The organism is Kitasatospora sp. NPDC092039 (genome assembly GCF_044756065.1).
Classification (GTDB): Bacteria; Actinomycetota; Actinomycetes; order Streptomycetales; family Streptomycetaceae; genus Kitasatospora.
In genome coordinates this window covers 1-18,100 of record NZ_JBIVSD010000033.1, presented here as the reverse complement: position 1 = coordinate 18,100, position 18,100 = coordinate 1, and the positions used below count along the sequence as shown (strand labels likewise).

The window sequence follows — 18,100 nt, the reverse complement described above, 5'->3', positions numbered from 1 at the left end:
GTCGCACAACCCACCGGACCGGGCCAGGGCGCGGTGCCCGTACGGACCATCCCGGCTCCTCCGGGCGGACCAGGCGGAGCTGATCCTTCCGGACCATCCTGCGCCACGCCCTCGCGATGCACGGCATTTCCGCCGAATTGCGGCGCCACACCGGGCTGCGCCCGCGTGCTTCGCCCCTTTCGTCCGTCGTAAGCTGCTCGGACGCATCGCCGACAGCACGAGCACGCGGAGGGCGTGGGAGGGTCAGGACGACTCCCGGTCCCCGATGCGCGACCGGACCTCCCCGTATTCCCGCTCATCCCCACCCACTCCAGGGGCTCGACCGAGCCCCGCGGACACTCCAGCAGGGCCCGCCACCACCCCCGGCGGGCCGGACGTCCCGGGGTGGACCTCCGGCCCCGCAACCCGCTCGCTCCCTCCGCTCGCCGATGCCCTGACCACATTGCGAACTGGAGATCCACGTGGCCGGCCGTATCGAGGACTACGCACTCATCGGGGACATGCAGACCGCTGCCCTGGTCAGCAGGGACGGGGCGGTGGACTGGCTCTGCCTGCCCCGCTTCGACTCGCCGGCCGTGTTCGCCGGCCTGCTCGGCACCGATGAACACGGCTTCTGGCGGATCGGCCCGGCCGAGGCCGGCCCGACCGAGGTCTCCGCCCCGGCCGCCACCGCGCCCCCCGCCGACGGCCGGGCCCGCATCGCCGACACCGACCTGCGGGTCCCCCCGCCCACCGCCGCCGTCCCCGCCGTGCCGGCGGACCGCCGCCGCTACCGGGGCGACTCGCTGATCCTGGAGCAGGAGTGGGACACCCGGGGCGGCACCGTCCGGGTGATCGACTTCATGCCGCCGCGCCCGCTGGCCGGCAAGGACGCCGTCCCCCAGATGATCCGGATCGTCGAGGGCGTCTCCGGCGCCGTGCGGATGCGCTCGGCCGTGCGGATGCGCTTCTCCTACGGCCGGATCGTGCCCTGGGTGCACCGCGTCGAACAGGCCGACGGCGGCCACCGCACCGTCGCCGTCGCCGGCCCCGACTCGGTCTGGCTGGACGGCGAGGCCGAGACCTACGGGCGCGACCTCACCACCTACGCCGACTTCACCGTCACCGCCGGCGAGCGGATCGCCTTCGCCCTCACCTGGCAGGCCTCCCACCTCGACCCGCCCCGCCCCCCGGACGCCGAGGAGATGCTGGACGCCACCGCCGACTTCTGGCACGAGTGGGCCGACCAGTGCACCTACCAGGGCCCCTACCGGGAGGCCGTGATCCGCTCCCTGATCACCCTCAAGGGCCTCACCTACGCCCCCACCGGCGGCATCGTCGCCGCCCCCACCACCTCGCTGCCCGAGGACATCGGCGGCGAACGCAACTGGGACTACCGCTACACCTGGCTGCGCGACGCCGCCATCACGCTCTCCTCGCTGCTGCGCACCGGCTACCGCGAGGAGGCCCGCGCCTGGCGCGAGTGGCTGCTGCGGGCGGTCGCCGGCGACCCGGAGAACCTCCAGATCATGTACGGCATCGCCGGCGAGCGCGAACTCACCGAGTCCTCGCTGGACTGGCTGCCCGGCTACGAGGGCTCCCAGCCCGTCCGGGTCGGCAACGGCGCCGCCGGCCAGCTCCAGCTCGACGTCTACGGCGAGGTCGTCGAGGCGCTGCACCTGGCCCACATGACCGGCCTGGTCCGCAACGACCACGCCCACCACCTCCAGCTGCGCCTGATCGAGTACCTGGAGGAGCACTGGCAGGAGCCGGACGAGGGCATCTGGGAGGTCCGCGGCCCGCGCCGGCACTTCGTCCACTCCAAGGTGATGGCCTGGGTCGCCGTCGACCGCACCATCAAGCTGCTGGAGCAGACCCCCGAGGACGCCCCGGCCGGCGGCCACCTGGAGCGCTGGCGCGAGTTCCGCGCGCAGATCCACGCCGACGTCTGCGAGAAGGGCTACGACCCGGAGCGCAACACCTTCACCCAGTACTACGGCGGCCGGGAGCTGGACGCCTCGCTGCTGCTGATCCCCCAGGTCGGCTTCCTGCCGCCGGACGACAAGCGGGTGATCGGCACCATCGAGGCGATCCAGCGCGAACTGTCCACCGAGGACGGCTTCGTGCTGCGCTACCCGACCCACGACGAGAGCGGCAACAACGTCGACGGCCTCTCCGGCCACGAGGGCGCCTTCCTGGCCTGCTCGTTCTGGCTGGCCGACGACCTCGCCATGATCGGCCGGGTCCAGGAGGCCCGCGAGCTGTTCGACAAGCTGCTCTCGCTGCGCAACGACCTCGGGCTGCTCGCCGAGGAGTGGGACCCGCGGCTCAAGCGGCAGGTCGGCAACTTCCCGCAGGCCTTCAGCCACGTGCCGCTGATCGACACCGCCCTGCGGCTGACCGCCTGCGGCGCCGCGTACCTGTCCGCCCAGCCGGACGGACCGGCCGCCGACCGGGTCGAGCGGGCCACCGTCTGACCGTCCGGGGCCGTCCCCTACCCGCGCTGTACCAGCTCGTCGTAGGTGCTGAGCACCTGGGCGACGGTGGCGGACTCGTCCGGCCAGGTCTCGGCCTGCTGCCGGCCGGCCGCCACCAGCCGCTCGCGGCGGGCCGGGTCGGCCAGCAGGTCGCGCACCGCCCGGCCGAGCGCCGCCGGATCGCCGGAGGGCACCAGCACGGCGGCGTCACCGACCAGTTCGGGGATGCCGCCGACGGCGGTGGCGACCACCGGCACGCCGGCCCGCACCGCCTCCTGCACCACCAGCGAGCGGGCCTCCCAGCGGCTGGAGACCGCCACCACGTCGGCGGCGGCCAGCAGGTCGGGCACGTCGGTGCGGTGGCCGAGCAGCCGTACCGGCAGCTTCTCCGCGGCCACCCGCTCGCGCAGCGCACCCGCCTCGGGGCCGTCCCCGGCGAGCAGGACGAGCGGCTCCGGGGTCAGCGCGGACAGCTCCCGGGTGGCGTCCAGCAGCAGCCCGAAGGCCTTCTGCGGGACGAGACGGCCGACCGCCAGCACCAGCGGGCGGTCCGGGCCGTCGCCGAGCAGCGCGGCGCGCGCCTCGGGGCGGCCGAGCCGGCCCTCGGGCACCGGCGGGGCGGCCACCGGGCCCAGCCGGGCGTCGGTGGCGCCCAGCTCCCGGGCCCGGGCGACCAGGTCGGAGGAGGCGCCGAGCACCAGGTCGGCGGCGCGCGCCACCCGGCGCTCCATCAACCGCTGCAGCCGGCGCTCCATGCCGGTGGCCAGCAGCGCGTGGTGCGAGGTGACCACCAGCGGGGTCTCCGGGCGCAGGCCCGGGAAGCGGCCCGCGGTGCGCAGCGCCAGGTCGGAGAGCAGCCCGGCGCGCAGCCCGTGGGCGTGCACCACGTCGGCGCCGGTGAAGGCCCGGCGCAGCTCGCCGATCGCGGTGGCGTCGCTGCGGGCGCCGGCGGTGGGGGTGATGTCGACGGTGTGGAACCTGGCCCCCGTACGGGAGAAACCGAACAGCGCGTCCGTACCGGCCGGCGCGCAGACCGTGACGTTCACTCCGTGCGCGACCAGGCCCTGGGCCAGGGAGCGCACGTGCGCACCGATGCCGCCGGTGCTGGCGGCCAGGACGAGTACCACGTGCAGCTGCCCCGGTTCGGGGACGGCCGCGGTGGCCCGGGCGGCGGAATGGTCCACGTCGTCTCGCATCCGACTCGATCAGGTTCGCGCGCCGCTTCGCGAGGATTGCCCGCCGGGCGGCGCTCGGGGCTGGGAAGCCAGTGTCCAGCCGCCACCATGCCAGGTCGGCGGCCCTCTTGGACAGTCGGCGCCACGGGGCGCGTCGCCGGTGTCCGCAGGGGGCCGCCGGCTCCGGCTAGCGGCGGCGCGGGGCCCGGGCGGCGGCCAGCAGTTCCTCGGCGTGGGCGCGGCCCAGCTCCGAGTCCTCCAGACCGGCCAGCATCCGGGAGAGTTCGCGCACCCGCTCCTCGTCGTTCAGCACCTTGACACCGCTGCGGGTCACGGTGCCGTCGTTGGTCTTCTCCACCACCAGGTGCCGGTCGGCGAACGCGGCCACCTGCGGGAGGTGGGTGACCACCACGACCTGGGCCGACTCGGCCAGCTTGGCCAGCCGGCGGCCGATCTCGACCGCCGCCTTGCCGCCGACGCCCGCGTCCACCTCGTCGAACAGGTAGGTGGGGACGGGGTCGGCGCCCGCGAAGACCACCTCGACGGCGAGCATCACGCGCGACAGCTCACCGCCGGAGGCGCCCTTGGCGATCGGGCGCGGCTGGGCGCCGGGGTGCGGGGCGAGCAGCACCTCGACCTCGTCCACGCCGTGCGGGCCGTAGGCGACGGTGCGCCCGCCGACCTCGATCCCGGCCAGGTCGTCGACCTGGCTGATCGAGAAGGTCACTCGGGCGTGCGGCATGGCCAGTTCGGCGAGTTCGGCGGAGACCGCCTCGGCGAACCGGCCGGCCGCGTCGTGCCGGGCCTGCGAGACCTCGGCGGCCAGCTCGGCCAGTTCGGCCCGCAGCTCGGTCTCCCGGGCGCCGAGTTCGTCGATCCGGTCGTCGTCGCCGTCCAGCTCGGCGAGCCGCGCCGCTCCGGCCTCGGCCCAGGCGAGCACCTCGGCGAGGGTGTTCTCCTCGCCGCCGTACTTGCGCAGCAGCTGGGCCAGCACGGCCCGGCGGTCCTCGACGGCGGCCAGGCGCACCGGGTCGGCGTCCAGGTCGTCCGCGTAGCCGGCCAGGTCCCCGGCCACGTCGGCGAGCAGGTAGCCGACCTCGTTGAGGCGGTCGGCCAGGGCGGCCAGCCGCTCGTCGTGGTGGCGCACGGCGTCCAGGGCCCGGCGGGACTGGGCGAGCAGGGTGCCCGCGTCCAGCGCCTCCGGGTCGACCGGGTCGCCGGCCAGGGCGGCGTGGGCGAGGGTCGCGGCGGAGGACAGCGCGTCGGCGTGGCCGAGCCGCTCGGCCTCGGCGGCCAGCTCCACGTCCTCGCCGGCCACCGGCTCGGCGGCGGCGACCTCGTCCAGGCCGAACCGCAGCAGGTCGGCCTCCTGGGCGCGCTCGCGGGCCCGGGTGGTCAGCTCCTCCAGGGTCGCGGAGACCTCGCGCAGGGCGCGGTAGGTCTCCCGGTAGCGGGCCAGCGGCTCGGCCACCGAGGCGCCCGCGTACCGGTCCAGGGCGCCGCGCTGGCGGGCCGGGCGCAGCAGGCGCTGCTGGTCGGTCTGGCCGTGCACCGCGATCAGGTCCTCGCCGAGTTCGGCGAGCAGCCCCACCGGGACGGACCGGCCGCCGACGTGCGCCCGGGAGCGGCCCTCGGCGGAGACGGTCCGGCTGATCAGCAGCGCGCCGTCGTCCAGTTCGGCCCCGGCCTCGATCGCGCGGGCCGCCACCGGGGAGTCGGCGGGCAGCTCCAGCCGGCCCTCCACGACGGCGCGTCCGGTCCCGTTGCGCACCAGGCCCGGGTCGGCGCGGCCGCCGAGCAGCAGGCCGAGGCTGGTCACCACCATGGTCTTTCCTGCGCCGGTCTCACCGGTCACGGCGGTGAAGCCGGGGGCGAGTTCGACCACCGCGTCGTCGATGACCCCAAGATCCCGTATCCGCATCTCGTCCAACACGGAGACGACCATACGAGGTTCCACCCCCGGCGCGCGACGAGCGACAACGGCGCGCGGCAACTCCGTGCCCCGAAGTTCATCCCTTCCGGGAGTCCTCCATCGGTGCCGGGACGGTGCACCAGGGCAGGATGAGCTGGACCAGCGGGCCGATGGCCAGCGCGTACGCGACGGTGCCGACCCCGGCGGTGCCGCCGAGCAGCAGCCCGACGGTGAGCACCGTCACCTCGATGCCGGTGCGGATCAGCCGCAGCGAGCGGCCGGTCCGCCGGTGCAGCCCGGTCATCAGGCCGTCGCGCGGGCCGGGGCCGAGCCGGGCGCCGATGTAGAGGCCGCTGGCCAGGCCGTTCAGTGCGATCGCCGCGGCCGTCAGCGCGATCCGGGCGGGCAGGGCGCCGGGGCCGCCGATCACCCGCAGGGTGAGGTCCATGGTCACGCCGATCACCAGCACGTTGGCGACGGTGCCCAGGCCCGGGCGCTGGCGCATCGGGATCCACAGCAGCAGGACGAGGGCGCCGCAGACGGTCACCCAGGCACCGACCGAGAGGCCGACGGTGCGCTGCAGGCCCTGGTGCAGGACGTCCCAGGGGTCGAGGCCGAGGCCGGCCCGGAGCATCAGCGCCATGCTCACGCCGTACAGCGCGAGGCCGACGAACAGCTGGGGGATCCGGCGGCCCAGGGCGCGGGTGTCGCCGAACACCCGGACGGCGAGCCCGGCCGGGCGGGTGGCGGCGGGCGCCGGGGCCACGGCGGTCGTGGAGGAGGCGGGGGTGGACCGGACGGCGGGGGTGGACCGGACGGCGGGGGTGGACCGGACGGCGGGGGTGGACGGGGCCGCGGTGGACGGGGTGGCCAATGGTGCTCCTGCGGTGGTGCTGCACCACCGGTACGGCCCGGCGGTGGCGGCCGGTACGGCCGCCCTGCCATGATGGCAAGGCCAAAACGGCCCCCTCCAGGGCCAATCCCGAGCGAGTGGACTGATTCGCCATGGCCGACTGGCACACCACCGTCACGCCGCCCGCGCTGGCCCGGCTGCTCGCCACCGCCCGGCTCCCCGAGCCGGCCGCCGCCCGCCGACCCGCCTACCGCACCCTCGCCGGGCAGATCCGGCTGCTGGTCACCGAGGGCCGGCTGCCGGTCGGCGCCCGGCTGCCCGCCGAACGCGAGCTGGCCACCGCCCTCGCGATGAGCCGCACCACCGTCGCCACCGCGTACGAGACCCTGCGCGGCGACGGCTACCTGCACAGCCGGCGCGGCGCGGGCAGCTGGACCGCCCTGCCCGAGGGCGCCCCGCCGCCCGGCGAGGCCCTGCACCCCGTCCCCCCGGACGAGCAGGACCGCATCCTGGACCTCGGCGTCGCCGCCCCGCCCGCCCCGCAGCCCTGGTTCGGCCGGGCCGCCGCCCGGGCCCTCGAACAGCTGCCGTACTACGCCTCCGGGCACGGCCACTACCCCACCGGCGTCCCGGTGCTGCGCGAGGCCGTCGCCCGCCGCTTCACCGACCGCGGCCTGCCCACCACACCCGACCAGATCCTGATCACCACCGGCGCGATGGGCGGCCTGCACCTCGTCCAGCGGGCGCTGGTCGGCCGCGGCGACCGGGTCGCCGTGGAGGCGCCCAGCTACGCCCACACCCTGTCGGCACTGCGGCTGACCGGCGCCCGGCTGGTCCCGGTGCCGTACACCTGGACGCCACGGCCCACCTGGGACCTCGACGAGTGGCGGCGGGTGCTGCGCGGCGCCGGGCCGCGGGTCGCCTACGTGATCCCGGACTTCCACAACCCGACCGGCGCGCTGGTCGACGAGGAGCGGCGCCGCGAGCTGCTGGCCGCCGCCCGGGCCGCCGGGAGCGTCGTGCTGGCCGACGAGACCACCGCCGAACTCGGCTGGGGCGTCCCGCCGGCCACGCCGCTGCCGCGCCCGACGGCGGCCCTGGACCGCTCCGCCCAGGTGGTCACCGTCGGCTCGGCGGGCAAGCTGCTCTGGGGCGGCCTGCGGATCGGCTGGGTCAGGGCCGCGCCCGCGCTGGTGCGCCGGCTGGCCAACGAGCGGGTCCACAGCGACGTCGGCACCCCGGTGCTGGACCAGCTGATCGCCGCCGAGCTCCTGGGCGAACCGCTGCCCGAGGTCCGCGAGCACCAGCTGGCCCGGCTGCGGGCCAGCGCGCACGCCTTCGCCGCCGCCCTGCCCGAACGGCTGCCCGCCTGGACCTTCACGATGCCGCCCGGCGGACTCGCGCTGTGGGTCTCGACCGGCGGCCTGTCCGGCGCCGCGCTGGCCCGCGCCGGGGAGCGCGGCGGGGTCCGGATCGCCTCGGGCAACCGCTTCGGCTCGGACGGCGCCTTCGAGCACCACATCCGCATCCCGCTCACCGTGCCCGCCGCGACCGTCCCCGCCGCCGTCGAACGCCTCGCCGCGGTGGCCGCCCGGGCGGCGGCCGGAGGCCGGCTCGAACCGGCCGACGAGGCCCAGCCGTTGGCGGTCTGACGACGCGTCAGCACTCGGCGGCCGAACGCGGCCGCCCGAAAGCCCTTGGCCGGTACGGGCGTCCGCGCCCGTACCGGCCAAGGGAGGCAGGCCGATCGGCCACCGCTAGTGGTGGTCGGCCCGGCCGCGCCAACCCGTCACCGGCAGCGCGAACTTGGCGACCAGCCGGTCGGTGAACGGCGCCCGGTGCAGCCTGGCCAGCCGCACCGGGGTCCGGCCCCGGCGGACCTCCACCCGCGCCCCGGCGGGCAGTTCGACCGAGCGCCGTCCGTCGCACCAGAGCACGCCGTGCGGGGTCTTCGGCTGCACCTCGACCGCCAGCACCGACTCCGGCGAGGTCACCAGCGGGCGGGCGAACAGCGCGTGCGCGGAGATCGGCACCATCAGCAGCGCCTCCACCTCCGGCCACACCACCGGCCCGCCGCCGGAGAACGCGTACGCGGTGGACCCGGTCGGCGTCGCGCACACCACGCCGTCACAGCCGAAGTTGGAGACCGGGCGGCCGTCCACCTCGGTCACCACCTCCAGCATCCGCTCCCGCGCCGCCTTCTCGATCGAGGCCTCGTTCAGCGCCCAGTCCTCGTGCACCACATCGCCGTTGGTGCGGACGATGACGTCGATCGTCATCCGCTCCTCGACCTCGTAGTCGGCGTCCACCACCCGCTCGACCACCACGGCCAGGTCGTCCCGCTCGGCCTCGGCGAGGAAGCCCACCCGGCCCAGGTTGATCCCGAGCATCGGCAGCCCGTGCGACCGCGCCAGCTCCGCCCCGCGCAGCAGCGTCCCGTCCCCGCCGGCCACCAGGATCAACTCGCAGCCGTCCGCCGCCCCGGGGCCCTCGGCCACCTTCTCGACGCCCTCCGGCAGGTCCAGGTCGACCGCCTCGGCCTCCAGCAGTCTGATCCGGAGCCCGGCCTTCAGCAGCCCGTGCACCAGGGCCTCGACGCTGCGCAGCGCCGCCTCCCGGCCGGTGTGCGCGATCAGGAAGACCGTACGTGCTTCATCGCTCATGCCGCTGCCCTCTCCCTAACGCCTGCCGGGTCGCCCTTGGCCCCGGTGCGGCCACGCCATACGACATGACGGGCCGGACGCTCGCAAGGCACCCTACCGGGGGCCCTCCGCCACGGCCCGGTCCGCCTCCGCGGGGTCCAGCCGCGGAGCGTCCCGGCGCAACCAGAGGAAGTACTCGACGTTGCCGGACGGCCCCGGCAGGGGGCTCGCGGTGACCGCGCGCACGCCCAGTCCGAGCTCCCACGCCTGCCCGGCGACCTGGCACACCATCTCGGCGCGCAGCTGCGGGCTGCGCACCACCCCGCCGCTGCCCAGGCGCTCCTTGCCGATCTCGAACTGGGGCTTGACCATCAGCACCAGGTCCGCGTCCTCGGCCGCGCAGGAGGCGAGGGCCGGGAGCACCAGGCCCAGCGAGATGAACGACAGGTCGCCCACCACCAGGTCCACCCGGGTGCCGCCGATCAGCTCCGGGGTCAGCTCGCGCACATTGGTGCGGTCCATCACGGTGACCCGCTCGTCGCTCTGCAGCGACCAGGCGAGCTGCCCGTAGCCGACGTCCACCGCCAGCACGTGCGCGGCCCCGGCCCGCAGCAGTACGTCGGTGAACCCGCCGGTGGAGGCGCCCGCGTCCAGCGCCCGGCGGCCCTCGACCACCAGGCCCTGCGGCACGAAGGCCGCGAACGCGCCGGCGAGCTTGTGGCCGCCGCGCGAGACGTAGTCGGGGTCGTTCTCGTCCTTGGCCACCACGACCGCCGCCGAGGTCTCCACCTGGGTGGCCGGCTTGGTCGCGGTGGTGCCGCCGACGGTCACCCGGCCCGCCGCGATCAGCTCGGACGCGTGCTCACGCGATCGGGCCAGCTTGCGGCGGACCAGTTCCGCGTCGAGTCGACGTCGTGCCACTGCCACTGGTGTTTCAGCTCCTACGGATCCTGCGGGTCATTCCTGGTCGAGCGCGGCCAGTGTGTCGACGAGCCGCTGGTGAACATCTTCGTACACCGCGACGTGTGCCTCCGCCGGGGCCCCGTCCAGAGCCTCCAACCGGGCCAGGCCGGCGTCCACCCCGGGGTGGCCGGTGGGGACCGGCTCGAAGCCCAGCGGCTCCGCCTCCGGCGGCAGGGCTCCCGGCGGCTCCGCGCCCCGGACGGGCTCGGGCGGGCAGTCGGGCAGGGGCGGTTCATTCGTCGCGGGCATCGGGCTTCTTCGCGCTGGTGGCCTTGCGGACGGTGGCCCTCCTGCTCGCCGACCGCTTCACGGGCGTCGCCGGCTGGGCCTCGTCCGGCGCGGCGGCGGCGGTCTTCCCGACCGTGGTCGTCTTCTTCGCGGCGGCCTTCTCGGCCGTGCTCCCCTTCGTCGTCGGCGTCTTCTTCGCCGGGGTCTTCCTGGCCGCGGACTTCTTCGTCGCGGCCTTCTTCGCCACGGTTTTCTTCGCCACGGTCTCCTTCGCCACGGTCTGCCCGGGCTCGGACTCCTTCGCCGTGCTCTTCGGCTCCGCGCTCTTCCCGGCGGCGTCGTCCTCCGGCACGGCGGCCCGCTGCGGGGCCTGGGCGCCCCCGGCCGCCGGAGCCAGGGGCGGCACCGGCGGATCGAACTCGACCGGCTCGTCCACCTCCACCCGCTCGGCGACTATCGGCTCGCCCGGCGTCCCGGCAGCAGACCGCTCCTCCTCGAACTCCCAGCCGCGCCCGAACAGGTCGGCGGCCCGCGGCGCCGGCACCGGCTCCTCGGGCTCGTCCGGCCCCGGCCCGGACGCGGCCGCCGGGGCCTCCTCCTCGACCTCGCGCAGCTTGGTCTCCAGGTACGCCAGCACCACGCCGACCTTGGTCACCTGGTCGCCGACCTTCTCGAAGACCTTCTCCGCCTCGGTGCGCGCCACGCCGACCGCCAGGTCCACCCCGGCGCGCCCGGCGGTGACCGCCTCCCCGGCGAGGGTCTGGAGGGTCTCCACCGACGGCGGGAACTGGCCGCCCAGCCGACGCTCGACCCCGGCCAGGTCGACCCCGGCCTTCTCCAGGACCGAACTCGCCGTCCCGACGACCTGCCTGCCGACCTCCTCCACCACCCCGGCGGCGGTCTCCACCACTCCCCGAACCGTCCTCGGCAGCATCCGGGTGCCTCCCAATCGCCTACGCGCGTCGCTGCGTCGCCCTCAGTACCCGGGCGTTTCCGGGCACCCCACTGACGACGCTACCGCCAAAACCCTCCTGAGGTACCGTGGCCCGCAGTCAGCACCGCAGCGACCGGGGGAGGGAGCCCGCCCCGTGGCGAACGCCGAGGAGTGCCAGGAGGCACTGGAGCAGCTCAGCCGCAACATGGCGAAGTCCACCGGCGACGTCCGCAAGGCCGCCGCCCTCGACCGCTCGCTGAGCTGCCGGATCACCGACCTCGACCTGACCTTCACCGGGCAGCTGCGGGACGGCCGGATCCAGGACGTGGTGGCGTCCCCGGGCGCCCCGGCGGAGAAGGCGGAGATCCGGCTCACCATGAGCAGCGACGACCTGGTCGCACTGGTCGGCGGCGGGCTCAACTTCGCCTCCGCGTGGGCGAGCGGCCGGGTCAAGCTGGAGGCGGGCTTCCGCGACCTGCTGCGGCTGCGCACCCTGCTCTGACCCCGGCCGCCGGGGCCGCGCCGCCGAGGACGGCGGGACCGCGCCGCAGGAGCGGTCCCCGACGGCCCTGGACCGGTGCTCAGAACCCCAGGTCGGCCAGCGCCTTGCGGCCGTCCACCGGCGCGCCGCCGGCGTCCAGCACCGTCCACGCCGCCGCGCACAGCGCCCGCAGGCCGTCCCAGCGGTCCCCGGTCCCGGACAGCCGCAGCACGCCGGAGCCGACGCCCGCGACCCAGCCGCCGCACCCGAAGCCGCCGTCCACGGCCGCCACCGCCGGGTGCGGGACGAGGAGCCCGCGCAGGTCCGCCGCCAGGTAGGTCGGCCGGTGCTCGACCGGGGCCGCCAGCAGCAGCTCCGGGGTGGTCACCCCGGTGAACACCAGCAGGCTGTCCACCCCGCCGTTGAACGCGCCCTCGATGTCGGTGTCCAGCCGGTCCCCGACCACCAGCGGCCGCTTCGCGCCGGTGCGCAGCACCGTCTCCCGGTGCATCGGCGGCAGCGGCTTGCCCGCCACCTCCGGCTCCACCCCGGTCGCCGCCCGCACCGCCGCCACCAGGGTGCCGTTGCCGGGCGCGATGCCGCGGGCCCTCGGCACCGTCAGGTCCAGGTTGGACGCCACCCACGGCAGCCCGCTCTGCACCGCGTACGAGGCCTCCGCGAGGTCCTTCCACCCCACCGACGGGTCGAAGCCCTGGACCACCGCGAGCGGCCCGTCGGCCAGCGAGCGGACGGCGACCAGCCCCAGCTCGGCGAGCGCCTCCTCCAGCCCCAGGCCGCCGACGACCAGCACCTTCGAGCCGGCCGGCACCTTCTCGGCGACCAGCCGGGCGGCGGCCTGGGCCGAGTTGATCACGTCGGCCGGCTCGGCCGGGACGCCCAGCTCGGTCAGGTGCTCGGCCACCACCCGCGGCGGGCGGGAGGCGTTGTTGGTCACGTACGCGAGCCGCATCCCGGCCGTCCGGGCGGCGTCCAGCGCGTCCGCCGCGTGCTCGATCGCGTGGGCACCCGCGTAGACCACGCCGTCCAGGTCCAGCAGCGCGGTGTCGTAGGCGTCGGTCAGCGGCCGCTCGCTGCCGCCGGGGGCGGTCCGTCGCACGGGGTTGGCCGTCTCGGTCATGGCTGCGCTACCTCATTCACTGCGTCGTCGTTCACTGCGTCGTCGTTCACCGCGCCGTCGTTCACCGCGCCGTCCGTCCCGCACGCCGTTGTGCGGCACGTCTCCCGTGAGGGGGTCTGTCGGGGCGTCCGCGGGGCCGTCCCCGACTGGTCAGGACCCGCCGTCGGCACCGTGGCCGGCGCCACCGTCGTCCCCCGCCCCGTCGGCCGGCTCCCCGGCGCCCGCCGGGGGTGCCAGGTACCCCGGTGCTCCCGGCAGCAGCGGGCCGTACGCCCCGGCGCGGGCCGCCAGGGTCGCCCGGGTCTGCCGCAGCGCCTGCCGGTAGTGGTCGCTGTCCGGCCGCATCGCCACGGCCAGCGCCAGGTGTTCGGCGGAGGTCTCGAAGTCGCCCAGCCGGGCCGCCGCGACTCCCCACCCGAACTGAGCGTAGTCGTCGGCCGGGTCGGCGAGCGCCACGGCCCGGAAGTTCTCCAGCGCCGCCGCGTACGCGCCAGCGTCGAACTGGGCGCGCGCCAGCGCCTCCCGGATGCTGCGCGAGTGCGGCTCGGCCGCCGCCGCCCGGCTGAGCAGTTGCTCGGCGGCCGCCGGGTGTCCCTGCGCCAGCAGCCGGGCGCCCCGGCGGAACCAGTCGTACACGTCCCCGGTGGGCTCGCCGGAGCGGCTCTGCCGCGGCACTCCGCCACCCGGCGGCCCCTCGCCCGCCGGGCCGTCGTCGCCCGCGTCAGGGCCCGGAGCGCCGTCCACCGGAACCTCCCCGTGGGTGTCGCCGACGGGCCCGCCCGACCCCGCCGGGCCGCTGTCCTCCACCCGTTCCTGCCCGTCGTCCATGCCGTACCTCGCCCTCGGTCGCACACCCGGCCCACGATCCGGCACGGGCATTCCGATCTCTCAACAACGCGTACCCGGTTACGATGCCCAGAATGAGCACACCCAGTGCAGAAGACGGAGTCGAGACTCCCGAGGGCGGCCCCGGCAACCCCGGGCACGTCGCCACGGCCGGCCTGTCCCTGTTCCCCTTCCGCGGCCTGCGCTACGTCCCCGACCGGGTCGGCGCCCTGGCCGCGGTGATGTCCCCGCCGTACGACGTCGTCGACCCGGGCCGCCGGCTCGACCTGGAGACGGCCGACCCGCACAACGTGGTCCGGTTGATCCTTCCCAGGCCCGAGCCCGAGGACGCCGGTGACCGCCCCGACCGCGACACCCGCTACCGGCACGCCGCCCGGCTGCTGGCCGCCTGGCAGCGCGAGGGCGTCCTGGCCGCCGACCCGGAGCCCGCGCTCTACGTCTACGAGCAGCGGGTGCCGGCCGCCGACGACTCCCCCGAGCTGCTGCAGCGCGGCCTGATCGGCGCGCTCGCGGTGAGCGGCCGGGAGGGCGGCGTGGTGCTCCCGCACGAGGACGTGATGCCGCGGCCGGTCGCCGACCGGGTCGGCCTGATGCGCACCACCCGGGCCAACCTGGAACCGCTGCTGCTCACCTACCGGGGCGACGGCGGTGCCTCCGGCGTGATCGAGCGGACCGTCGAGGGCGAGCCGCTGCTCTCCACCGCCACCAGCGACGGCACCCACCACCGGCTGTGGGCGGTCACCGACCCCGCCGAGCTCGCCGAGATCAGCCGCGACCTCGCCACCTGCCGGGCGCTGATCGCCGACGGCCACCACCGCTGGGAGATGTACCTGCGTCTCCAGCGCGAGCACCGCCACCTGCCGCGCAGCCCCTGGGACCGCGGCATGGTGCTCCTGGTGGACACCGCCCGCTACCCGCTGCGGGTCCGCGCCATCCACCGCGTGCTGTACCGACTGCCGGTGGCCGAGGCGCTGGAGCGGCTCGGCGACCAGTGGAAGGTCAAGGAGGTCCCCGGGCCGCTCTCCGCCGCGCTCCAGGCCCTGGCCGAGCAGAAGCGGCACGGCGGCAACGGCTTCGTGGTGACCGGCGGCGACGGCGTCTACTGGCTGCTCGGAGAGCCCGAGGAGTCCCTGCTCGACGCCACCGTGCCGCACGGCCGCCCCGAGGAGTGGCGCCACCTCGACGCCACCGTCCTGCACGCCACCCTGCTGGACCACACCTGGCACGTCCCCGACGGCCCGGACGACATCGGCTACCTGCACACCGCCGTGGCCGCCGAGCAGGAGGCCGCGCGCACCGGCGGCACCGCCGTCCTGCTGCACCCGGTCCGCGAGTCCGTGGTCCGCCGGCTGGCCGAACAGGGCGTCACCATGCCGCGCAAGTCCACCTCCTTCGGTCCGAAGCCGGCCACCGGGCTGGTGCTGCGCAACCTCGCGCTGGGCTGACACCTCCGCCCGGCCCGACTCGGGCCGGAACGCCGTGAGGCCCCGCCGTTCCCGGATTTCTCGGGGGACGGCAGGGCCTCACGGCGTTGCGCGGGAGTCCGCTCAGCTCTTGTCGGCGTCGGCCTCGGCGGCCTTCGTCTCCTCGGCCTCGGCGACCTCGGACTCGGTGTCCTCGGCCTTGGCGTCCCGGGCCTGCTGGGCGCGCTCGGGGACGACGCCGTCGAAGTCCTCGTCGATCTCGAGGTCGTCCTCGTCGTAGAACTCCTCGACGTCCTCCTCGTCCTCGAAGATCACGCGGTCGTCGGCGTTGTCGCCGCCACCGCGCTTCTTCGCCGGGGCGTCCGTGGACTCGGCCTCGTCCTCGTCCAGCTCCGGGTCGAGCGTGTCGGTGAACTCCACGCCGTCGATCTCGGCCAGCCGCTCCGAGGCGTTGGTGCTGCCCTCGGTGTCGGCCTCGGCGGCCTTCGCGAACCAGTCACGGGCCTCGTCGGCGCGACCGGCCGCGATCAGGGCCTCGGCGTACGCGTAGCGCAGGCGCGCGGTCCACGGGTGCACGGCGCTGGAGGCCAGCTCCGGGCTCTGCAGCGTCACCACGGCGGCGTCGTACTGCTCCATGTCGCTGCGGGCACCGGCCGCGACCAGGCGCATCTCGACCTGGCCGGCCTTGTCCAGCTGCTTCACCTCGGGCTCGCCGGCCATCGCCAGCGCCCGCTCCGGACGGCCCAGACCGCGCTCGCAGTCCGCCATCACCGGCCACAGGTCAGCCCGGCCGGTCATCCGACGGGCGGCGCGGAACTCGGTCAGCGCCTCGGAGTAACGCTGCGTCATGTAGGAGGCGAAGCCGGCCGCCTCACGGACGGCCGCCACGCGGGAGGCCAGACGGAGCGCGACGCGCGAGAACTGGTAGGCCTCCTCCGGCTCGCTGTCGAGCAGGCGGGCCACCATCACCAGGTTGCGGGCGACGTCGTCCGCGAGGGTCTTGGGCAGGCTCTTGAGCTCCTGGCGCACGTCCGCGTCCAGCTCGAAGCCGGTGACGTCCTCCGGGATCGGCAGGCGCTTGACGGGCTCGTAGTTGCCCCGGCGGTCGTCGTAGTCCCGACGGCCGCGGTCGTCCCGGCGGTCGCCGCCACGGTCGTCACGGTCACGGCGGTAGCCGCCGCCCTGGCGGTCGTCCCGGCGGAACCCACCGCGCTCGCCACCACGGTCGTCGCGGCGGAAGCCGCCGCGGTCGTCGCGGTCGCGGCCGTAGCCGCCGCCCGAGGGGCGGTCGCCGCGGTCGCGGTTGAAACCACCGGACGGACGGTCGTCACGGCGGAAGCCACCGCGGTCGCCGCCGCGGTCGTCACGGTCGCGGCCGTAGCCGCCACCCGACGGACGGTCGTCACGACGCGGACGGTCATCACGGTCGTCGCGACGGAAGCCACTCGGGCGGTCGTCACGACGGAACCCGCCACCGGCCGGGCGGTCATCACGGCGGAAGCCGCCACCGGAGGGGCGGTCGCCGCGGTCGCGGTTGAAACCACCGGACGGACGGTCGTCACGACGGAAGCCACCGCGCTCGCCACCACGGTCGTCGCGGTCACGGTTGAAGCCACCCGAAGGACGGTCGTCACGGCGGAAGCCACCGCCGGCCGGACGGTCGTCACGGCGGAACCCGCCGCGCTCGCCACCACGGTCGTCGCGGTCACGGTTGAAGCCACCCGAAGGACGGTCGTCGCGACGGAAGCCACCACCGGAGGGGCGGTCGCCGCGGTCGCGGTTGAAACCACCGGACGGACGGTCGTCACGACGGAAGCCACCACGGTCGCCGCCGCGGTCGTCGCGGTCGCGGCCGTAGCCGCCGCCCGAGGGACGGTCGCCGCGGTCGCGGTTGAAACCACCGGACGGACGGTCGTCACGACGGAAACCACCGCGGTCACCGCCGCGGTCGTCACGGTCCCGGCCGTAGCCGCCACCCGACGGACGGTCGTCACGACGCGGACGGTCATCACGGTCGTCGCGACGGAAGCCACTCGGGCGGTCGTCACGACGGAACCCGCCACCGGCCGGGCGGTCATCACGGCGGAAGCCACCGCCGGAGGGGCGGTCGTCACGACGGAAGCCGCCACCGGACGGACGGTCGTCACGGCGGAAGCCGCCACGGTCGCCGCCGCGGTCGTCGCGGTCGCGGCCGTAGCCGCCGCCCGAGGGGCGGTCACCGCGGTCGCGGTTGAAACCACCGGACGGACGGTCGTCACGACGGAAACCACCGCGCTCGCCGCCGCGGTCGTCACGGTCCCGGCCGTAGCCGCCACCCGACGGACGGTCGTCACGACGCGGACGGTCATCACGGTCGTCACGACGGTAACCACCGGAGGGGCGGTCATCGCGACGGTAGCCGCCACGGTCGTTGGACCAGCCCCCGCGGGACCGGGGCTCGTAGCCTCGGCCGTCGTCCGATCGGCGCTCGGGACGGTCCTGGGGCTGGTTCGACATCGTGGTGACTCCTTCTGCTGCTTCAGCTTCACCGCGGGGCCGAGCGATCAACTCCGCTGCCGCCACGCGGTTTCGACGCCGGCCTGCTGGCCCGCGTACCTTCTCCATTGTCCGACATGCCGGGTCCCTCCGCGTCTGGGCGGAAGTCCCGGTTCTGCCGGCCTTCTTCACGTTCGCAAAACACAAAAAGGCCGCGGCCCCAGCGAGTCGCTGGGGCCGCGGCCTTGAATAATTGTTCGGCGGCGTCCTACTCTCCCACAGGGTCCCCCCTGCAGTACCATCGGCGCTGTGAGGCTTAGCTTCCGGGTTCGGAATGTAACCGGGCGTTTCCCTCACGCTATGACCACCGAAACCCTATCGGGTATTCAGCGAAACACACTTTTCAGTTGATAAGTGTTTTCTTGTTCGCCGGTGATAACTGTTCGTTACCCGGGAACCACACAGTGAACGCGAGCGTCTGAGGACAAGCCCTCGGCCTATTAGTACCGGTCAACTCCACCCCTCACAGGGCTTCCATATCCGGCCTATCAACCCAGTCGTCTACTGGGAGCC

General features: G+C 75.2%; 14 protein-coding genes, 2 rRNA genes and 1 pseudogene. 4 read left to right on the top strand and 13 right to left on the bottom strand.

The genetic code is table 11. The annotated features are described in order from the left end of the window. The first annotated feature begins 461 nt into the window (after positions 1–461). On the top strand, positions 462–2,456 hold the full coding sequence (locus ACIQI7_RS37215; RefSeq protein ID WP_401118804.1) for a glycoside hydrolase family 15 protein: 1,995 nt from the start codon (positions 462–464) through the stop codon (positions 2,454–2,456). Positions 2,457–2,473: 17 nt separating this feature from the next. Here the strand turns inward: ACIQI7_RS37215 and ACIQI7_RS37210 are convergent, their stop codons facing one another. From ACIQI7_RS37210 to ACIQI7_RS37200, 3 genes are all read right to left on the bottom strand, one after another. Beyond that, positions 2,474–3,652 (bottom strand): glycosyltransferase family 4 protein, encoded by a 1,179-nt coding sequence (locus tag ACIQI7_RS37210; protein WP_401118802.1) that lies wholly within the window; start codon positions 3,650–3,652, stop codon positions 2,474–2,476. A 166-nt stretch (positions 3,653–3,818) separates the two neighbouring features. Then, positions 3,819–5,576, bottom strand: coding sequence for a DNA repair protein RecN (gene recN, locus ACIQI7_RS37205; RefSeq protein ID WP_401118800.1), 1,758 nt, complete (start codon positions 5,574–5,576; stop codon positions 3,819–3,821). A gap of 64 nt (positions 5,577–5,640) precedes the next feature. Continuing rightward, positions 5,641–6,261, bottom strand: a complete 621-nt coding sequence (locus ACIQI7_RS37200; protein ID WP_401118865.1) for a YitT family protein — start codon at positions 6,259–6,261, stop codon at positions 5,641–5,643. 287 nt (positions 6,262–6,548) lie between these two features. Here ACIQI7_RS37200 and ACIQI7_RS37195 point away from each other — a divergent pair, with 287 nt between their 5' ends. Continuing rightward, positions 6,549–8,048, top strand: a complete 1,500-nt coding sequence (locus ACIQI7_RS37195; RefSeq protein WP_401118797.1) for a PLP-dependent aminotransferase family protein — start codon at positions 6,549–6,551, stop codon at positions 8,046–8,048. Positions 8,049–8,153: 105 nt separating this feature from the next. On the opposite strand, the gene ACIQI7_RS37190 is transcribed toward ACIQI7_RS37195, so the two are convergent. From ACIQI7_RS37190 to ACIQI7_RS37175, 4 genes are all read right to left on the bottom strand, one after another. After that, entirely contained in the window at positions 8,154–9,059 is a 906-nt protein-coding gene (locus ACIQI7_RS37190; RefSeq protein WP_387758836.1) for an NAD kinase, read from the bottom strand. Positions 9,060–9,152: 93 nt separating this feature from the next. Continuing rightward, positions 9,153–9,959, bottom strand: coding sequence for a TlyA family RNA methyltransferase (locus ACIQI7_RS37185; protein ID WP_387758948.1), 807 nt, complete (start codon positions 9,957–9,959; stop codon positions 9,153–9,155). 36 nt (positions 9,960–9,995) lie between these two features. After that, complete coding sequence (locus tag ACIQI7_RS37180; protein WP_401118793.1) at positions 9,996–10,250, bottom strand: hypothetical protein; 255 nt, start codon at positions 10,248–10,250, stop codon at positions 9,996–9,998. Then, on the bottom strand, positions 10,234–11,139 hold the full coding sequence (locus ACIQI7_RS37175) for a hypothetical protein (protein WP_401118791.1): 906 nt from the start codon (positions 11,137–11,139) through the stop codon (positions 10,234–10,236). Before ACIQI7_RS37175 ends, ACIQI7_RS37180 begins: the two co-directional genes overlap by 17 nt. A 178-nt stretch (positions 11,140–11,317) precedes the next feature. Here ACIQI7_RS37175 and ACIQI7_RS37170 point away from each other — a divergent pair, with 178 nt between their 5' ends. Further along, positions 11,318–11,665, top strand: coding sequence for an alkyl sulfatase C-terminal domain-containing protein (locus ACIQI7_RS37170; RefSeq protein WP_387758830.1), 348 nt, complete (start codon positions 11,318–11,320; stop codon positions 11,663–11,665). A gap of 79 nt (positions 11,666–11,744) precedes the next feature. On the opposite strand, the gene ACIQI7_RS37165 is transcribed toward ACIQI7_RS37170, so the two are convergent. Both ACIQI7_RS37165 and ACIQI7_RS37160 read right to left on the bottom strand, forming a co-directional pair. After that, a complete protein-coding gene (locus tag ACIQI7_RS37165; RefSeq protein WP_401118788.1) occupies positions 11,745–12,782 on the bottom strand; it encodes an HAD-IIA family hydrolase in 1,038 nt (345 codons plus the stop codon). Between the two features lie 150 nt (positions 12,783–12,932). Then, positions 12,933–13,610 (bottom strand): tetratricopeptide repeat protein, encoded by a 678-nt coding sequence (locus ACIQI7_RS37160; RefSeq protein WP_401118786.1) that lies wholly within the window; start codon positions 13,608–13,610, stop codon positions 12,933–12,935. 92 nt (positions 13,611–13,702) lie between these two features. On the opposite strand from ACIQI7_RS37160, the gene ACIQI7_RS37155 reads away from it, so the two are divergent. Then, entirely contained in the window at positions 13,703–15,073 is a 1,371-nt protein-coding gene (locus ACIQI7_RS37155; protein WP_401118783.1) for a DUF1015 family protein, read from the top strand. Between the two features lie 102 nt (positions 15,074–15,175). Here ACIQI7_RS37155 and ACIQI7_RS37150 read toward each other — a convergent pair whose 3' ends face one another. From ACIQI7_RS37150 to ACIQI7_RS37135, 4 genes and pseudogenes are all read right to left on the bottom strand, one after another. After that, positions 15,176–16,126, bottom strand: coding sequence for a tetratricopeptide repeat protein (locus ACIQI7_RS37150; protein WP_401118862.1), 951 nt, complete (start codon positions 16,124–16,126; stop codon positions 15,176–15,178). Between the two features lie 354 nt (positions 16,127–16,480). Beyond that, positions 16,481–17,416: pseudogene (locus ACIQI7_RS37145) on the bottom strand (hypothetical protein); the annotation flags it as partial. 366 nt (positions 17,417–17,782) lie between these two features. After that, positions 17,783–17,899 (bottom strand): 5S ribosomal RNA (gene rrf, locus ACIQI7_RS37140). A gap of 108 nt (positions 17,900–18,007) precedes the next feature. Then, a 23S ribosomal RNA gene (locus ACIQI7_RS37135) occupies positions 18,008–18,100 on the bottom strand; the annotation flags it as partial.

Excerpts from the sequence above, each read along its gene's own strand:
- ACIQI7_RS37210 (WP_401118802.1), bottom strand. The coding sequence starts at position 3,652 with ATGCGAGACGACGTGGACCATTCCGCCGCCCGGGCCACCGCGGCCGTC.
- recN (WP_401118800.1), bottom strand. The coding sequence starts at position 5,576 with ATGGTCGTCTCCGTGTTGGACGAGATGCGGATACGGGATCTTGGGGTC.
- ACIQI7_RS37195 (WP_401118797.1), top strand. The coding sequence starts at position 6,549 with ATGGCCGACTGGCACACCACCGTCACGCCGCCCGCGCTGGCCCGGCTG.
- ACIQI7_RS37190 (WP_387758836.1), bottom strand. The coding sequence starts at position 9,059 with ATGAGCGATGAAGCACGTACGGTCTTCCTGATCGCGCACACCGGCCGG.
- ACIQI7_RS37180 (WP_401118793.1), bottom strand. The coding sequence starts at position 10,250 with ATGCCCGCGACGAATGAACCGCCCCTGCCCGACTGCCCGCCCGAGCCC.
- ACIQI7_RS37165 (WP_401118788.1), bottom strand. The coding sequence starts at position 12,782 with ATGACCGAGACGGCCAACCCCGTGCGACGGACCGCCCCCGGCGGCAGC.
- ACIQI7_RS37160 (WP_401118786.1), bottom strand. The coding sequence starts at position 13,610 with ATGGACGACGGGCAGGAACGGGTGGAGGACAGCGGCCCGGCGGGGTCG.
- ACIQI7_RS37155 (WP_401118783.1), top strand. The coding sequence starts at position 13,703 with ATGAGCACACCCAGTGCAGAAGACGGAGTCGAGACTCCCGAGGGCGGC.